Below are 17,495 nucleotides of genomic sequence, written 5' to 3' on the forward strand. Positions count from 1 at the left end.
AACACTGGAGGTTATCCAAGATGTCAGTAGAAAATGTACTATCCCTGATCCAAGAGAACGAAGTTAAATTTATCGACTTACGTTTTACTGATACAAAAGGTAAAGAGCAGCATATCTCTATTCCTTCTCACCAAGTTGATGCAGACTTCTTCGAAGAAGGCAAAATGTTTGACGGCTCTTCAGTAGCTGGTTGGAAAGGCATTAACGAATCTGACATGGTAATGATGCCAGACGCAGCATCTGCTGTACTGGACCCATTCACAGAAGACGCAACACTAAACATCCGTTGTGACATCCTTGAGCCTGCAACAATGCAAGGCTACGACCGTGACCCACGCTCTATCGCTAAACGTTCTGAAGAGTACCTACGTTCTACAGGTATCGCAGACACAGTTCTAGTTGGTCCAGAGCCAGAATTCTTCCTATTTGACGACGTTAAGTTCTCAAACGACATGTCTGGTTCTTTCTTCAAGATCGATGACGTAGAAGCAGCTTGGAACACAGGTTCTGACTTCGAAGGCGGTAACAAAGGTCACCGTCCTGGCGTTAAAGGCGGTTACTTCCCAGTAGCTCCAGTAGATTCATCTCAAGACATCCGTTCAGCAATGTGTCTAGTAATGGAAGAGATGGGCCTAGTTGTTGAAGCTCACCACCATGAAGTAGCAACTGCGGGTCAAAACGAAATCGCTACTCGCTTCAACACGCTAACAGCGAAAGCTGATGAAACTCAAATCTACAAGTACGTTGTACACAACGTTGCTCACGCATTTGGTAAAACAGCGACATTCATGCCTAAGCCACTAGTTGGTGACAACGGTTCTGGTATGCACGTTCACCAATCTCTAGCAAAAGACGGCGTTAACCTGTTTGCTGGTGATAAGTACGGCGGCCTATCTGAAATGGCTCTTTACTACATCGGTGGTGTAATCAAGCACGCTCGTGCAATCAACGCGTTTGCTAACCCATCAACTAACTCGTACAAGCGTCTTGTACCTGGTTTCGAAGCACCTGTAATGCTTGCTTACTCAGCACGTAACCGTTCTGCTTCTATCCGTATCCCAGTAGTACCAAGCCCTAAAGCACGTCGTATCGAGCTACGTTTTGGTGACCCAGCAGCTAACCCATACCTATGCTACTCAGCAATGCTTATGGCTGGCCTTGACGGCATCAAGAACAAGATTCACCCAGGCGAAGCTATGGATAAAGATCTATACGACCTTCCTGCAGAAGAAGCAGCTGAAATCCCAACAGTTGCAGAATCTCTACAAGAAGCTCTAGCAGCGCTTAGCGAAGACCGTGAGTTCCTAACAGCTGGCGGCGTATTCTCTGACGATTTCATCGATTCTTACATCACTCTGAAATCTGACGACGTACAACGCGTGAACATGGCTACACACCCACTTGAGTTTGAACTGTACTACTCAGTTTAATCTCCTGTAGAGATAAGCCATTTCTTACTGCAACCTTGTAAGAATCGCTGACTAAATATTAGGCTCGCCTCGCAGGCGGGCCTTTTTTATATTCTCCCTCCCCCCGCTTCCTCGTACCATACCTTAGACAAAAGCCCTCAGAGGCTGTCGCGCTAAATACAATAAAACCAACGCCAAACGTGAAATCACCTAGCGGTGAAAAGAGGCTAAAGATATGAAAAAAATACTGTTCCTAATCGGGTTAACAGTCGCGCTCTCGTGCTCTGCTCAAACGGTGTATACCTGGATAGATGAAGATGGCGTGCTCCACTTTAGTGATAACCCTAGCGCTCAAGATGCCGAGGCTCTTCGCCTGCCAGATGTGCAAGCTTCAGCACCCGCCCCTAAATTTGAGGCCTCAACTCCGGTTGACGCTGCTGCTTCCTCTACAACTAAAACGGCAACGCCAGCCAAAACTCAGGCAGAAACCGAAACCACAAAGCGCGAGGTTCCTACTCAATTAGCCCTCACCATGTTGACTCCAGTTCATGATCAAACCATTCGTAGTAATCGCGGCTTAATCCCGATTCAGATAGAGCTCAACCGAAAACTTGGTATTGGGGAGCAATTACAATTGATGCTTGATGGCCGTCGATATGGCGCCCCACAGACCCAGCCTATTTGGGAATTAAAAGGTATCGATCGAGGTACTCACACCATTGCAATTCAAGCACATAGAAGCGGCAAGCTTATTGCATCTACTAGTCCAGTCACCGTGTATTTACATCGAGCGACGCTCAAGTAGGCCAATGTGTTAAAAGAGGCCAAATAACCTCTACTTTTCACCTAATCGAAGCAGCTTTCAGCGACTCTAATGAATTATCTTTAGCTTCTGGTTGATATGCGCCATACTTGAACTTAGCCACGCACCAATTTGGTGCAGTGAGAAAAACACCAGTTCAAGGACGAAATAGTGAATCGATCAGCCAAAAGCGACAGCATAGATACACACCATCTTTCCAGCGCCATTCTCGACAATATGGTGACTTCGACATTAATGCTCGATGAGCAATTGTATGTCCGATACGCAAATCCGGCGGCTGAGCAGCTCTTTTCACAGAGCGCACGACGCATCGTTGATCATCCACTGAGCCAACTTATCCAACACGCTTCACTTGATTTGGCGCTTCTGACGCAACCGCTACAAAGTGGCCAGAGCATTACCGACAGTGACGTTACCTTCGTTGTTGATAACCGCCCACTGATGCTTGAAGTCACGGTTAGCCCAATATCTTGGCAGCGAGAGACGCTGTTATTGGTTGAGATGCGCAAGATAGACCAGCAAAGACGCCTTAGCCAAGAGCTCAACCAACATGCACAACAACAAGCGGCTAAGTTGCTGGTACGCGGGTTAGCACATGAGATCAAAAATCCACTCGGTGGCTTAAGAGGTGCGGCGCAGTTACTTGGGAAAATGCTTCCTGATCAGTCTCTTAATGAATATACGCAGATCATTATTGAGCAAGCCGACCGCTTAAGAGCATTAGTCGACCGTCTGCTTGGCCCACAGAAGCCGGGGACTAAATCAGAAGAGAACCTTCACCAGATACTTGAGAAAGTCAGGCAGCTCGTAGAGCTCGAATCGGGTTCAACGCTCGCCATCGAAAGGGATTACGACCCGAGCCTACCGGACATCTTGATGGATTCGGCACAGGTTGAACAAGCGATGCTCAATATCGTGAGCAATGCAGCGCAGATTCTAAAGACTCAAGATTCTGGCAAAATCACCATTCGCACCAGAACGGTGCATCAAGCAAATATTCACGGGCAGCGACACAAACTCGCAGCTCGTATTGAGATCAGCGATAACGGTCCGGGCATCCCCGATGATTTAAAAGACACGCTGTTTTACCCAATGGTCAGCGGACGAGAAGGTGGAACAGGGCTGGGGCTATCGATTTCTCAAAACCTGATCGATCAACACAATGGGAAAATTGATGTTGAAAGCTGGCCAGGCAACACCACATTCACGATTTATCTACCGATTTAGGTCATAAGAACCTCGCTATTGGACAGCGAGATGAAAGGCTTAGCTCGGTAACACAAAGATTAAGACATCATAAAAACAACAATGATTATCACAATAGATTTGGCTGCAAAGGAATTGAATTATGAGTAAGGGATACGTTTGGGTCGTCGATGACGACAGCTCTATCCGCTGGGTAGTAGAGAAAACACTTTCATCTGCGGATATTAAGTGTGAAACATTTGCTGATGCTGAGAGCGTGTTGCTTGCGCTTGAGCGCGAGACACCGGACGTATTGGTGTCTGACATTCGCATGCCCGGCATTGACGGGATTGAGCTGTTGCATCAGGTTCATCAACGCTCTCCCGACCTGCCCGTGATCATTATGACCGCGCACTCAGACCTTGATGCGGCGGTGAATGCTTATCAAAAAGGCGCCTTTGAATATCTTCCAAAGCCGTTCGATATTGATGAAACACTGACTCTAGTCGAACGAGCGATCGCGCACAGCCAAGAGCAGAAACGCGAACAAGCCAGTGAGGTCGCTGAAGACACCAACGCGCCAGAAATCATCGGTGAAGCACCGGCAATGCAGGAGGTTTTCCGAGCGATTGGCCGTTTGTCTCGCTCATCCATATCCGTGCTGATCAATGGTGAATCGGGTACCGGTAAAGAATTGGTCGCTCACGCTCTGCATCGTCACAGCCCAAGAGCTAAGAAGCCCTTCATTGCCTTGAACATGGCAGCAATCCCCAAAGATCTGATCGAGTCTGAACTGTTTGGCCACGAAAAAGGTGCCTTTACCGGTGCTAACAGCGTTCGCCAAGGACGCTTTGAACAAGCCAACGGCGGCACCCTATTTCTGGATGAGATCGGTGACATGCCACTCGATATCCAAACTCGCTTGTTGCGTGTACTTTCTGATGGCCAATTTTATCGTGTGGGTGGACACTCTGCGGTTAAGGTTGACGTTCGTATCGTTGCCGCAACCCACCAAGATCTTGAGCGCTTAGTGCATGAAGGCGACTTCCGTGAAGACCTTTTCCACCGACTCAACGTTATCCGAATCCATATCCCGGCACTTCGCGAACGTAAACAGGACATTGAAAAGCTGACTCACCACTTCCTAGCATCCGCCGCTGAAGAGCTTGGTGTAGAAGTGAAGACACTGCACTCAGAGACCATCATGAAGCTCAATCAGCTAAATTGGCCGGGTAACGTACGTCAGCTTGAGAACATCTGTCGTTGGCTCACAGTCATGGCGAGCGGCAGTGAAATACTCCCTTCAGACTTGCCTCCAGAACTGTTGGAAGAAAAAGTGGTGACGACCTCAGGGACAGGAGACAACTGGCAACAACTGCTGGCTAATTGGGCAAAATGTGCGCTTGATTCAGGAGAAAAAGAGCTACTAACTTATGCGCTGCCAGAGTTTGAACGTATACTGCTAGAGGCTGCACTCAACCATACCAATGGTCATAAACAGGATGCAGCCAAGGTTTTAGGTTGGGGAAGAAACACCCTAACTCGTAAACTAAAAGAACTGTACTAGACCTTATATGACTCTCGATGCAGCTACTTTTTTAACCAAAAAAGGTCGCTTGGTTTGAATAGTGTCGGTACAATTAAAGTATGCCATCCACTAAAGTTGTAGCTAAAGATGTCTTTGAAAACACAAATTACCTTGAGAACTGCTGTGGTTCTGCCATTCGTGATGATTTTTCTGTTCACTATGAGCGTAATGGTTTTCACTCAAAAGCAAAGCTACAAAGAGATGGTGAGTGATGTTAGTGCACGCCAACTAACATCACTTACTGACCATGTTCATCAAAGCCTGTCCAACTTTTTAGAAAAGCCATTTCACGCGAACCTCTCGCTCAGCCATAACATCGGCTACCACCACCTTTACCAAGCGGGAAACCTTAGCAAGGTCCAAGACTACATTCTTTATACGTTTTCAGACCATTTCACTGCTATACCTCAACTCGATGTGATCGGCTTTGGTTCTGAAGATGGTAACTATGTCGGTTTTCGTAAAGAAGCTAACAACGGCTATACCTTGATGGTACAAGACGAGCGTACTAGCGATCAGCTGGTCATTTACCGTGGCAGCAAGATCAGCGAAGACATTCGATCGGTGATTTCAGGTTACGATCCTAGAATCCGTCCTTGGTACACACCCATTGCGACACAGAAAAAACCGTTATGGTCACCAATTTATGCCAATGCTGACGAACGTCAAGAAATCACCTTATCTGCTCTAGCGCCTATCTATGATGATAATGAATTCAAAGCCGTCGTAGTCAGCGACATCAAAATCAATACCTTCAATGCGTTTCTCAGAAAGCTCAAAGATAGAACGGATGCCTCTGTTTACATCATCGATAAGCAGCAACGCTTGGTCGCGCACTCAGGCGGAGGCAGTGTCGTTTCATGGGGCACAGGACAAACCAACAAAGGGCAACGCAAACTAGCAACAGAGAGTGCTAATCCAGTCATACGTGAGAGTGCTAGCTACGTAGAGCAATTCCACCTAATCGAGAATTTGGGCGAGCAGCGCTTTAGTTTTAGCCTAGACAACGAACGCTACTTCAACCAAATCACCCCATACGAAGATGAGCACGGGCTCACGTGGTTTATTGGGGTGTCGATCCCTGAAAGCAATCTGCTCGGTGAATTGCCAGAAAATCAAAGAAACAGTTGGTTGCTTGGGCTAGCACTGAGCTGCATTGGGGTCATTGCAGGATTAATTGCCTTTAATCGCGCAACCCAACCCATCACCTCGACAGCGGATGCGGCAAAACGCCTTGCTAAGGGCGATTGGGACGCGAGCATGCCAAAAACAGGGCATATATATGAAACCAGCATGTTGGTCGAGTCATTCAATGAAATGACCAACAACTTAAAGGCTTCGTTTCATGCATTACAGTCTCAACTTACCTATGACTCATTAACCAAGCTATACAGCCGTGAAGGCTTTATTGACGCTGCCAAGAAACACCCCGACAACGAAAAAGGCACACTGTATTTGATTGGTATTGATCGCTTCCGAGACATCAATGACAGCCTAGGTCATTACAATGGCGACCAGCTACTTATCATTGCGGCCGCTCGTTTAAGAGGCACACTGCCATCCGAATACCTACTAGCTCGCACTGGTGGTGATGAGTTTGCCATCTACGCGCCAAACGTAACGCAAAGCGATGATGTTCAGCTGCTGACTAACCGCTTACTTCAAACCTTCGCTTCCCCATTTTCAATGGAATCGGAAAGCGTGGTGATTAAGGTATCGATGGGGATAGTGAATGTCTCGAATCTTCACGACATTACACTCCTGCTACGCAGCAGCAGCATTGCATTGAGCAATGCGAAACAAGACAAAACCAGTGTCTGTATTTATAGCCTTGAAATGGGCAAAGCATCGAGACATCGCACCAAGATGTTAGCGCGGATGAACCGAGCGATTGAGCTTCAACAGTTCGAACCGTTTTATCAGCCTATTATTGATCTGGAATCTGGCTCGACCATAGGAGCAGAAGCTTTAGCTCGCTGGATAACGGATGAAGGGGTGATCTCGCCACTCGAGTTCATTCCTCTCGCGGAAGAGAGCGGGCTCATTGACGATATCGGAAAACAAATTCTGCATAAGTCGTGTCGAGATACAGCCATCGCGATTGAGTCAGGAAAATGGAGCAAGGACTTCTCGATTCACGTCAACCTGTCGGTCGATCAACTGAGTGAAAGTGGCTTTGTGGAACAAGTAAAAGGCACGTTGCGAGACACAAATCTGCCAGCAAGCAACCTGACACTAGAGATCACCGAATCACGCATCGTCGACAACGACCCGACCATCATCGATAACATGCTGACTCTAAAAGCACTAGGGATATCAATTGCGATTGATGACTTTGGTACCGGCTATTCGTCACTGGCTTACTTACACAAACTGCCATTCGACTGCCTTAAGATCGACCGCAGCTTTGTCAGCAAACTTGATAAAGAGAACCTAGATAGCTCCATCGTCGCGGCCATCGTTAACATCACTAAGGGCTTCAAAGTAAGCTTGGTGGCAGAGGGCGTTGAAACACAGCAACAGGCTGAACTTCTCAAGCAGCTGCAGTGCCCGCTTGCTCAAGGCTTCTTATACAGTCGCCCAGTTCCGTTTGACCAATGGCCTACCGACCTCATCAACTCCAAGCAAAGTGCCAAGGTCAAACAAAATACCACTGAGAGTCTCACCTAAACCAGGCAGAAATCGAATGAGTCAGATACAAAAATGCCAGCATGATGCTGGCATTTTTTATTGTTCTATTCTCTATCGAGCGATTAGATAACGCGAGAGAATTGCTGTTGGCGAGCCTTGGCACGTAGGTATTTATCAAAACACATACAGATGTTACGGATCAGCAAACGGCCACGCAAAGTCACGCGGATTTCTTTGTCATCCACTTCAACCAACTCATCGTTGATAAAAGTTTGTAGAAGCTCTAAATCTTCTTTGAAGTAGCGATTAAAGTTAACCGAGAACTCAGATTCGATCATTGTTTTATCAAGCTTGAAGTTACAAATCAGCTGCTTGATCACTTCACGACGTAGAAGGTCGTCACTGTCTAGAGCAACACCTTTCCAAAGTGCATGACGCAGGTCATTCACCTGAGCGTAGTACTTCTTCAGCTCTTTCTGATTTTGTGCGTAAGCATCACCAACCATAGAAATCGCAGAAACACCGAAACCAATTAAGTCAGCTTCACCTTGGGTGGTGTAGCCTTGGAAGTTACGATGCAGAATACCTTCACGCTGTGCTACGGCTAGCTCATCTTCAGGTAGTGCGAAGTGATCCATACCAATGAACTGGTAACCCGCTCCCGTTAGCGTCTCGATGGTATCTTGCAAGATAGCCATTTTCTCTTTCGCTTCAGGTAGATCTTCGTCTTTAATCTTACGCTGCGCCGCAAACAGCTGAGGCATGTGTGCGTAGTTAAATACCGATAAACGGCCCGGCTTCATTTCTAACACTTGCTTCAATGTTTCAGCGAACAAAGCTTGAGTCTGCTTTGGTAGGCCGTAGATCAAATCCAGATTAGTTGAACGGAAGCCTAGCTCTTTCGCTCGTTTAACCATCGCAATGATGAACTCTTCATCTTGCTCACGGTTAACCAGTTTCTGCACTTCTTTATTGAAGTCTTGCACGCCAATGCTCAGGCGGTTGAAGCCTTCGTTACGCAGGTGGTCAAGTACGTCTAGCTCAATCTCACGCGGGTCAACTTCAATACTGATTTCAGCGTCAGCGGTGAAGTTAAACTCTTCACGCAAAATACTCATCAAACGAGTGATTTGTGTTTTGGTCAAGAACGTTGGCGTACCACCACCGAAGTGCAATTGCGTCACTTCACGGCCATTCAATAAAGAGGCGCGTTGGCGGATTTCATGTTCAATCACATCAAGGTACTCATCCGCTTTATGCGAGTGACGAGTAATGACTTTATTACAACCACAGTAGTAACAAAGCTTGTGGCAGAACGGGATATGCACGTAAAGAGAGAGTGGACGCTCAGGATATTGAGTACACGCCATGTCGTAATCAGCGACGGTAAACGCTTCATGAAACTCCAACGCAGTTGGGTATGAGGTGTAACGAGGTCCCGAATAGTTGTACTTGTTTAAGATCTCTTGATCCCAAACGATTTGCTGATTCGTTGTTACTGGCTTGCTCGACATAGCGGTATTTCCAATTTAGATCCGCGAGAACCTAAGGTCTCTCAAATCATTTTACATACATTAAAATATAGACGGGTTATTTTGCCACACGACCTGTAAGGTCGTTCCAAGACAAAATCAATTTTTTAGACAAAAACTCAGAACTGCTAGCTTGATCACTAACAAAGCGTCGGGATTAACGAGACGCAAAAGGTAAGAAGGCTCATTTAACATTGTCTATTAAAAGATAAGGCGACTTAAAAACAAGATGCATTTAAGATGAAAAGTCTTAAATGCATAGGTATTAAAAGCAGCGCGTCTAAAAACGGAATGTTAAACAAGCCTCTATATTTAAAAGTCTTAGTGACTAGATCATCTGAATGTTGACTTGGTTATTGAGAGGCTTAACCTTCTCCTGCAACCTTTTCAAATCTTCAATGACCGCATCATTCAAGCGAGTCTCCGCCTTATGGCGTGTGAGATTCTGCTGCATGCGCTCTTTCTTCGTCAGTTCCTGCCTTCCGTCTCCGCGAGCCATATCTTTTACGATATGGTACAGCTCAGAAAGAGCAGGATACTCAGAATCAAAATCGACACGCTCATCACCCTGAACGTTATCCATAATGATACACACTCGGATACTGATCTCAGGTAAGTCACACTGGCCTTGAATACCCGCTAAGCACAAAGTATTTACGTTGTCGTAAATCGTCGCGTTACGTTTTTCAATGGCTAGTGCTTGATGCTGCTTTTGCAACTCCGTCTGCTTCTTCACTTGAAGTAGAAGGTAACCTGCGTAAGAGCCCAAGCCGAGAATGATAATTCCACCAGCAATTGCTAATAAGGTTACGTTCACTGGCTATTAACCTTTAAAGCTGTCTAAATCGAAATCTTCGAATTGAGATAGCAAGTCTTCGTCAGAGCTCGCTTTCTTCTTAGAGGCAACCGGTGCTTCTTCGAAGATCTCTTCTTCATCGTCTTCTGGCTCTAGTAGACCTAAGCGTCCCATTAGGTGTTCGATACGATCAAGTTTCTCATCAACAAACTTCTGTAGACCAGCACCTAGGTTTTCACCATTTTCGATACGATCTAGGAGTGTGTTCAGTTGAGCGTCATTCTCAAGCATCTCTAACTCTTGTTCGTTAGATAGCTTGCGCTCTTGTTTAGTCGGCTTTTTCGCTGGTTCAACGATCAGCGGAATTTTTTTCTTGCTGCCTAAACGTGGATCACGAGCTTGTGCAGCTTTACGCTGTTTTGCTTCGCTACCATCTGAGTGACGGCTGCCAGACTTAAGGCCTTTACGCTTTTTAACACGCTTACGTTCACGACCTTCAACATCAGATTCACTACGGTTACGAGTAACCATAGGCTCCGGAGCGCCAAGTGCTCCCGGCTTTCTTGATTTCTTACTACGACCCATTACTGCACTTTCCTCAGTAAAATTACATCATTTCCAAAAAATTCTAGTTCGAGCTTATCCCGCTCTGCCAAAAACTGGAATGTTTGACGACTAAAGAAGACGACATGTGTCGGGTCATTCTTGTAGTGCCAACCAGCAAACGCGTCTACGTCTATTACTAGTTTAGTCATAAGACCAATCCAGCCCTTGGGTTTAACTAAATTCAACCATTGCTGCCACACTTTGTCTGGGTGGTAAAGATGCTCTATCACCTCCGTGGCAGTCATAAAGTCATACGTTTTTTCCAACACAGAGGGTTCTGGGTGGTAATAGATATCGTACAACTCCATGGTGTGTCCGGCTTCTTCTAACATAATAGATAGCGTAGGGCCTGGGCCACAACCAAAATCCAACCCGTGTGAGTTAGATGAAATTTTGTCTGTTAGTGGATCCGCGATGCGAGATAAAAAGCGGCGATAGCCTGCATCACTAGGATCGTTCTCATGGAGATCATAGTGTGCTTTTTCTTCTTTTGCTTCTAACCTTTGTTCAGGTTTAACAAATACCAGTTCACATTGCTGACACTGCAGATAGGCTCTGCGTTTGTCTTCAAAATAGTGATTCACGCCTTGGTGATGGCATAAGGGACAAGTATACATAGCACATCCTTAAACAGGGATGCGAAACATACCAGAAACTGAGTTTATAGTGGAGAGGTATTGGGTGTTTTTTCATCAAATCAATAAAAAAAGCGATAGGAAAACCTATCGCTCTCTAAATCTGCCTATATCGGCCAAAATTTGCATACTCAACTTGGTACACAAATCTCCATTTGTTATTGGTGCTTTCCATGCCAAATTTGTTTGTTGTTCATCGTCCTGATGAGTTTTGGCTATCCTTTTCTAACACCTTGTTGCTGGGCTGTCCTAGCCTGATCCATTTCTGTCTATACCGTTAGACTAGATGATCATCCATATCTAAGTCAGCTCCTAGCTGATGGCGGTTACTTTACCGTGTTACAAAAAGACTACAAGAGTGCGACTTCACACTTTTGTACACAAATCGATCACACATTGATAAATCAGACATAAACACAAAACGCATTAATAAAACCAATACAAAAGAAAACGCCCCGACCATTACTGATCGGGGCGTCTCTTCAATCTCGCTCGAACGTACATTCCTTTACTCTGGCTAAGAGCAAGAAACCGACAAATTAGTGTAAACCACCAACGTACTTCGATAAGGTATCAATATCAGCGTCTGTTAACTTTTTAGCTACATCACGCATCATCGCATTCATGTCGTTATTACGGTCACCATCGCGGAATTTTTCAAGTTGAGCCTTGATGTAATCTGCGTGCTGACCTGAAATCTTAGGGAAACCAGAAAGTTCGGTACCATTACCACGAGGGCCATGACAAGCAATACACGCCGTTACGCCGCGTTCTGCGTTACCCGCTGTGTAAAGAACCTTACCTTCATCTACTACATTTTCAGGAGTAGAGTTACTAGAGATAGGTAGAGAGGCGTAGTATGCCGCTAGGTCAGCCATATCTTCTTCAGATAAAGGCATCGCCATTGCACCCATTACAGGTTCGTAACGACCTTGCTTACCACCACTTGTCATACCTAGCTTAAGCTCTTTTAACTGCTTCTCTAGATACTTCTCATGTTGACCAGCCAGCTTAGGGTACTGAGTGATCAGGCTGTTGCCGTCAGCACCGTGGCAGGCAACACATGTTTGTGATTTGGCTTTACCAGCTTCAATACTACCTTGAGCCCATACTGAGCAGCTGGCTAAAAGACTCAAAATTAGCGCTAATTTCTTCATGACATTCCATTATAATTATCAAGCTTCCAGTACCACTCTATGTTGCCACTCATGGTACAATAGGCGACCTTATGCCGAGCACGGTTATTTTACACAAATTCACAAAAAAGTAATCAATCGACTACACAAAGTCGAGATGGAGTTAACAGTGAGCGTAAAAATTCATTATCAAAACACGCATTTCATTACCAGTGCACCTGATATTCGTCATTTACCAGAAGACGAAGGGATCGAAATTGCGTTTGCAGGACGCTCCAATGCTGGTAAATCTAGCGCGCTAAATCGCGTTACAAACCAAAAAAGCTTGGCGAAAACCAGTAAAACACCCGGTCGAACTCAGCTAATCAACCTATTTAAGGTAACGGACGGTTGTCATATCGTCGATTTACCTGGATATGGCTTTGCTCAAGTACCACTTGAGATGAAGAAAAAATGGCAGAAGTCGCTAGGTGAATACCTACAACGACGTGAAAGCCTGAAAGGTTTAGTGGTATTGATGGATATCCGTCACCCAATGAAAGACCTTGACCAACAAATGATCTACTGGGCTATCGATAGCCGCATCCCAGTACAGGTTTTGTTAACAAAAGCAGACAAACTGAAAAGTGGTGCGCGTAAAGCACAGCTACTGAAAATCCGTAACGATGCAAAATCTTTCGGTGGTGATGTTGCGGTTGATGTCTTCTCTTCAATGAAGGGCATCGGCGTTGACCAACTGCGTGCCAAGATGGATGAGTGGTTTGCGCCTGCGCTTGCTGATCAAATCATTGATGAGTTAGCAGACGAAGAGCACAACGACTCAGAGTAGTTCCTCTACTTATCGCTATAGGTTAGAGCACTTACAACACGTGATTTAGCCTTATCAATGCCCCTCCTTATATAGGTGGGGTATTTTTTTGCCCAAAAATGAGTGAGTTAAGCCTAAGTTTTTAGTGTTAAAAATCGGATTTAGCCACTAAAACCAATAGAAGTGAACCATACTAAAAGACACATCTAAATAATCAGAACAATGAGAAAGGAATACTCATGTGGAAAACACCATTGGCCATCATTGCACTTATGTTGGTCTCACTGACAGGGTTTGCCTCTGAAGCAGAACAAGAACAAGAACAAGCCCCACTGATCAATGTCGATATGACCTTAGACCTCGATGGCATGGAAAAGTACGCCCAAGATGCGAGTGAGTCTCTTGAGGTGATATCGCAATCTTTGCAGGCGATAGTCAACAACCCCAACCTAAGCGACGACCAGCAACAAGCCCTCAATCAAACCGTTGAAAGCATCAATAAGCTTGCGAGCTCCACCAAGACATCACTCAATCAACTACCACAAGCCTTAGACCAATCTCGACTCGCCTTTAAACAAACCAGTCAAATGCTGTTGGATGATGTTCAGACCAAGATCATCATTGCGTTAGCGGCCGTTATCGCCGTCATTATTATCGCTTTGACCGCTATCTATCTGCTTATCCTGAAACCCATGCAGCAAACCTTGGTAAAAGCGACCAACAATATCTCTTCGATGGCACAATCCATCCAGATCACCGCCGAAGCACTGAAATACAGCACCGAGAAGCAACAGAAAATCATGGATTACATTGAGCATTCACCGACTCAATACACTGATAAATAAGGCGTGAGCCATCAATCCTTTATCGATAACTTGTAAAATAAAAGTTATTTCAAGTGATAAAACAATCGACTTAGAGACGGATTTAAATTACCAAAAGCTGATCGAATTCCAGATCTAAGGCAAATCAGGGGCTTATCACTGTGCTTGAGAAAGTGTAATAAAAGGCACTAAAAATGAGAGGTTTTACGGGGGAATGGTAGGTTGGAAATATTTTTCTTTCGCACAAGAAAAAACGCCCCAGTCAAATACTGACTGGGGCGGCTGAATCAGCCTAATCCAATAACGTGAAACAAAAGGTCTGAAAGATAGAACATCTTACCTCTGTACCCTACAAGATTTAATGTACAACAATTGCTCAGAAATGAAAACAATTTTTGTAGTTTTTTTTCATGAATGTTTTATTAAAACATCTAAGTTCTTTTCACAGCTTATCTTTATTTGAGACAAAAAAAAGCCAGTGTTTGTGCACTGGCTCATACTAATTTGCTTAATAAGGTCAAAAACTGATTAGTGGGCTTGATCCCAGTTATCACCGTGGCCAGCTTCCGCCACAAGCGGCACTTCTAGTTCTGCCGCGGATTCCATCAATTGTTGTACTTTACTTTCAATTTCGGCTAAAGCTGACTCTTCCACTTCAAACACCAATTCATCGTGTACTTGCATCAATAGCTTCACACGACCATCGCCTTCGGCTTGAATCCACTCATCGACTAACAACATCGCTTTCTTGATGATATCTGCCGCTGTACCTTGCATTGGCGCGTTGATCGCTGCGCGTTCAGCCGCTTTACGACGCATACCATTACGAGATTGAATTTCAGGAAGGTGCAAACGACGGCCGTAAATGGTTTCAACGAAGCCTTGCTCTGAAGCCGCGCTGCGTGTGTCTTCCATATACTGCATTACGCCAGGGTAACGTTCAAAGTAAGTGTCCATGTAGTGCTGTGCTTCCCCACGAGGAATACCCAGTTGCTTAGCCAAACCAAAAGCACTCATACCGTAGATAAGACCGAAGTTAACGGCTTTAGCACGACGACGCTGCTCAGTCGTTACCTGCTCAATATCAACACCAATGATCTCAGCAGCCGTTGCCGCGTGAATATCTTTGCCTTGTTGGAATGCTTCCAGAAGCGCTTTATCACCCGACAGGTGCGCCATGATACGCAATTCAATTTGAGAGTAATCGACCGCTAGAATCTTCCAGCCATGTTGTGCAACGAATGCTTGGCGGATACGACGACCTTCTTCATTACGAATTGGGATGTTCTGTAGGTTTGGATCTGTTGAAGACAAACGACCCGTTGCTGTCACCGCTTGGTGATAAGACGTATGAACACGACCCGTTTCAGCGTTGATCATCTTCGGCAGTTTATCTGTGTAGGTAGACTTGAGTTTCGCAAGACCACGATACTCAATGATCAGCTTAGGTAGCGGGTAATCAAGAGCCAGTTCTTGCAGCACTTCTTCGTTGGTTGAAGGTGCACCTGATGGCGTTTTCTTAATAACTGGCAAACCCATTTTCTCAAACAAGATCGCTTGCAGCTGTTTTGGCGAGTTCATGTTGAACTCTTGCTCTGCAATCTCATAGGCTTTCTGTTCTAACTCATCCAGACGAACCGCAATCTCTTGCGATTGAGCGCCCAGCAGCATGTCATCGATGAATACACCAGTACGCTCAATGCGAGACATTACAGGGATCAGGGGTACTTCGATTTCTTCATAGATGGCTTTTAGCTTTTCATCTTGCTCAATATTTTCCATCAAACGGTTATGAAGACGTAAAGTCACGTCAGCATCTTCTGCCGCGTATGGAGACGCCTCACCCAGCTCAATCTGGTTGAAAGTAAGCTGCTTCTTACCTTTACCTGCGATTTGCTCAAATGAGATGCAGCTGTGCTGAAGGAAACGCAGCGCTAGGCTGTCCATATCATGCTTGCCACCTACGCTATTGAAAACGTAAGACGCCAACATGGTGTCGTGTTTGATGCCTTTCATCTCGATACCGTAGCGCGCTAGCACACTCATATCGAACTTAAGGTTCTGACCTACTTTCGCTTGTGCATCATCTTCAAGAATCGGCTTAAGCTGTTCAAGTACCCAATCGCGATCCAGCTGCTGAGGTGCATCTAGGTAATCATGGGCAACCGGCACGTACGCGGCAACGCCTTCTTCAGTCGCGAATGACAGGCCAACGAGGTTCGCCACCATGTAATCTAGGCTGTCGGTTTCAGTATCGAAAGCAAATACTTCAGCCGCTTTCAGTTTCTCTAGCCAAACATTGAATGACGCTTCATCGAGGATGGTTTCGTAGTTGCTGCGATCAATCGTCACTGCAGAGGTGTTCATTTCTACAGTAGATGTAGTTGATGCCTCGCTGCTACGCACTGCACCCGACTTCTCATCCGCCTCAACCACACCGCTGCCGCCTTCAAGTAGCTCGTTCAACCAAGATTTGAAGACCAGTTGACCGTATAGCTTAATCAGCTCATCCGTATTTGGTTGTGCTTTTACAAGCGACTCAGGTGTCTCTTCTAACTCGACGTCCAGTTTGATCGTTGCAAGCTCGTAAGACATCTCAGCGTTGTCTTTATTATCAATCAGCTTCTTAGCCATGGTTTTTGAACCACGGAAGCCAAGAGCGGCAATATCATCCAGGTTTTGATACAGCTTTTCGATGCTACCAATGCCTTGTAGTAGAGCAGTTGCTGTTTTGTCACCAACACCTGGAACGCCAGGAATGTTATCCACTTTATCGCCCATCAGTGCAAGGTAGTCGATAATCAGCTCAGGTGGGATGCCAAACTTCTCTATCACGCCTTCGCGATCCATAACCACGTTGGTCATGGTGTTGATCAAAGTAACGTTGTCATCAACCAGCTGCGCCATATCTTTATCGCCAGTACTGATCAAAACCGGCATGCCCGCTTTAGATGCTTGAGAAGCTAGCGTGCCAATCACATCATCCGCTTCAACGCCTGGGATCGAGATAAGTGGTAGACCCATTGCGCGAATCACGTTGTGCAAAGGTTCGATCTGACAACGTAGATCATCCGGCATAGGTGGACGATTAGCCTTGTACTCTGGGTACATGTCATCACGGAACGTCTTTCCTTTCGCATCAAAAATTACCGCAATACGATCAGAAGCAAATTGACGCATCATGCTGCGCAGCATGTTAACTACACCGTAAACAGCGTTAGTTGGGATATCACCATTGCTCATTGTGCCAGGGTAAGCATGGAACGCGCGATATAGGTAAGAAGAGCCATCGATCAGAATCAATGGATTATCAGGAATACGAGCCATAATGTTTGTGTATCCAGTAAGTACAGAAATTATCTGTTAAGAATGCCACGTCTGTTGGTTGGATTCCACGTTGTCGATCTGTATCCGTTCACTCGGTTGTGTTCGTTATAATCGATTTGTTGTTATTTTTTGTTCTTAGACGCAAGCGTTCTGTGGATAACTCTGTTTATATTATTTATCCACCCTGTTGAGAAC

General features: G+C 45.5%; 13 protein-coding genes. 7 read left to right on the plus strand and 6 right to left on the minus strand.

What is annotated here, in order from left to right:
• Positions 1-20: 20 nt before the first annotated feature.
• The 5 genes from glnA to AB4249_RS17080 all read left to right on the plus strand — a co-directional run bounded on the left by glnA (position 21) and on the right by AB4249_RS17080 (position 7,675).
• Positions 21-1,430, plus strand: coding sequence for a glutamate--ammonia ligase (gene glnA / locus AB4249_RS17060; protein ID WP_017059221.1), 1,410 nt, complete (start codon positions 21-23; stop codon positions 1,428-1,430).
• A gap of 214 nt (positions 1,431-1,644) precedes the next feature.
• Positions 1,645-2,214: a DUF4124 domain-containing protein gene (locus AB4249_RS17065; RefSeq protein WP_372104104.1), complete on the plus strand. Its 570-nt coding sequence runs from the start codon at positions 1,645-1,647 to the stop codon at positions 2,212-2,214.
• A 168-nt stretch (positions 2,215-2,382) separates the two neighbouring features.
• Positions 2,383-3,459, plus strand: coding sequence for a nitrogen regulation protein NR(II) (gene glnL, locus AB4249_RS17070; RefSeq protein ID WP_019826501.1), 1,077 nt, complete (start codon positions 2,383-2,385; stop codon positions 3,457-3,459).
• Positions 3,460-3,580: 121 nt separating this feature from the next.
• Entirely contained in the window at positions 3,581-4,984 is a 1,404-nt protein-coding gene (gene glnG / locus AB4249_RS17075) for a nitrogen regulation protein NR(I) (RefSeq protein WP_372104107.1), read from the plus strand.
• Between the two features lie 108 nt (positions 4,985-5,092).
• On the plus strand, positions 5,093-7,675 hold the full coding sequence (locus AB4249_RS17080) for an EAL domain-containing protein (RefSeq protein ID WP_372104110.1): 2,583 nt from the start codon (positions 5,093-5,095) through the stop codon (positions 7,673-7,675).
• Positions 7,676-7,758: 83 nt separating this feature from the next.
• On the opposite strand, the gene hemN is transcribed toward AB4249_RS17080, so the two are convergent.
• The 5 genes from hemN to AB4249_RS17105 form a co-directional block, all read right to left on the minus strand.
• Entirely contained in the window at positions 7,759-9,150 is a 1,392-nt protein-coding gene (hemN, locus tag AB4249_RS17085; RefSeq protein ID WP_017065810.1) for an oxygen-independent coproporphyrinogen III oxidase, read from the minus strand.
• Between the two features lie 346 nt (positions 9,151-9,496).
• Entirely contained in the window at positions 9,497-9,985 is a 489-nt protein-coding gene (locus AB4249_RS17090; protein ID WP_372104113.1) for a DUF2489 domain-containing protein, read from the minus strand.
• Positions 9,986-9,991: 6 nt separating this feature from the next.
• On the minus strand, positions 9,992-10,549 hold the full coding sequence (yihI, locus tag AB4249_RS17095) for a Der GTPase-activating protein YihI (RefSeq protein WP_017060163.1): 558 nt from the start codon (positions 10,547-10,549) through the stop codon (positions 9,992-9,994).
• Positions 10,549-11,187 carry a class I SAM-dependent methyltransferase gene (locus AB4249_RS17100; protein WP_010433503.1) on the minus strand — a complete coding sequence of 213 codons (639 nt, stop codon included), beginning with the start codon at positions 11,185-11,187 and terminating at the stop codon, positions 10,549-10,551. The genes yihI and AB4249_RS17100 overlap by 1 nt, the downstream gene beginning before the upstream one ends.
• 557 nt (positions 11,188-11,744) lie before the next feature.
• On the minus strand, positions 11,745-12,362 hold the full coding sequence (locus AB4249_RS17105; protein WP_012602993.1) for a cytochrome c: 618 nt from the start codon (positions 12,360-12,362) through the stop codon (positions 11,745-11,747).
• Positions 12,363-12,510: 148 nt separating this feature from the next.
• Here AB4249_RS17105 and yihA point away from each other — a divergent pair, with 148 nt between their 5' ends.
• Positions 12,511-13,170 carry a ribosome biogenesis GTP-binding protein YihA/YsxC gene (gene yihA, locus AB4249_RS17110; RefSeq protein WP_017060162.1) on the plus strand — a complete coding sequence of 220 codons (660 nt, stop codon included), beginning with the start codon at positions 12,511-12,513 and terminating at the stop codon, positions 13,168-13,170.
• Positions 13,171-13,388: 218 nt separating this feature from the next.
• Positions 13,389-13,994 carry a GTP-binding protein gene (locus AB4249_RS17115; RefSeq protein WP_372104116.1) on the plus strand — a complete coding sequence of 202 codons (606 nt, stop codon included), beginning with the start codon at positions 13,389-13,391 and terminating at the stop codon, positions 13,992-13,994.
• A gap of 507 nt (positions 13,995-14,501) precedes the next feature.
• Here AB4249_RS17115 and polA read toward each other — a convergent pair.
• Positions 14,502-17,300 (minus strand): DNA polymerase I, encoded by a 2,799-nt coding sequence (polA, locus tag AB4249_RS17120; RefSeq protein ID WP_372104119.1) that lies wholly within the window; start codon positions 17,298-17,300, stop codon positions 14,502-14,504.
• Positions 17,301-17,495 lie beyond the last annotated feature (195 nt).

Origin of the sequence: Vibrio sp. 10N.261.55.F4, from assembly GCF_041470465.1 — a bacterium.
Taxonomy (GTDB): Bacteria; Pseudomonadota; Gammaproteobacteria; order Enterobacterales; family Vibrionaceae; genus Vibrio; species Vibrio crassostreae_C.

What these genes read in the sequence shown, in the direction of transcription:
- AB4249_RS17105 (WP_012602993.1), bottom strand. Translation starts at nt 12,362, where the DNA reads ATGAAGAAATTAGCGCTAATTTTGAGTCTTTTAGCCAGCTGCTCAGTA.
- yihI (WP_017060163.1), bottom strand. Translation starts at nt 10,549, where the DNA reads ATGGGTCGTAGTAAGAAATCAAGAAAGCCGGGAGCACTTGGCGCTCCG.
- hemN (WP_017065810.1), bottom strand. Translation starts at nt 9,150, where the DNA reads ATGTCGAGCAAGCCAGTAACAACGAATCAGCAAATCGTTTGGGATCAA.
- glnG (WP_372104107.1), top strand. Translation starts at nt 3,581, where the DNA reads ATGAGTAAGGGATACGTTTGGGTCGTCGATGACGACAGCTCTATCCGC.
- AB4249_RS17115 (WP_372104116.1), top strand. Translation starts at nt 13,389, where the DNA reads ATGTGGAAAACACCATTGGCCATCATTGCACTTATGTTGGTCTCACTG.
- glnA (WP_017059221.1), top strand. Translation starts at nt 21, where the DNA reads ATGTCAGTAGAAAATGTACTATCCCTGATCCAAGAGAACGAAGTTAAA.
- AB4249_RS17065 (WP_372104104.1), top strand. Translation starts at nt 1,645, where the DNA reads ATGAAAAAAATACTGTTCCTAATCGGGTTAACAGTCGCGCTCTCGTGC.
- polA (WP_372104119.1), bottom strand. Translation starts at nt 17,300, where the DNA reads ATGGCTCGTATTCCTGATAATCCATTGATTCTGATCGATGGCTCTTCT.
- AB4249_RS17080 (WP_372104110.1), top strand. Translation starts at nt 5,093, where the DNA reads ATGTCTTTGAAAACACAAATTACCTTGAGAACTGCTGTGGTTCTGCCA.
- AB4249_RS17100 (WP_010433503.1), bottom strand. Translation starts at nt 11,187, where the DNA reads ATGTATACTTGTCCCTTATGCCATCACCAAGGCGTGAATCACTATTTT.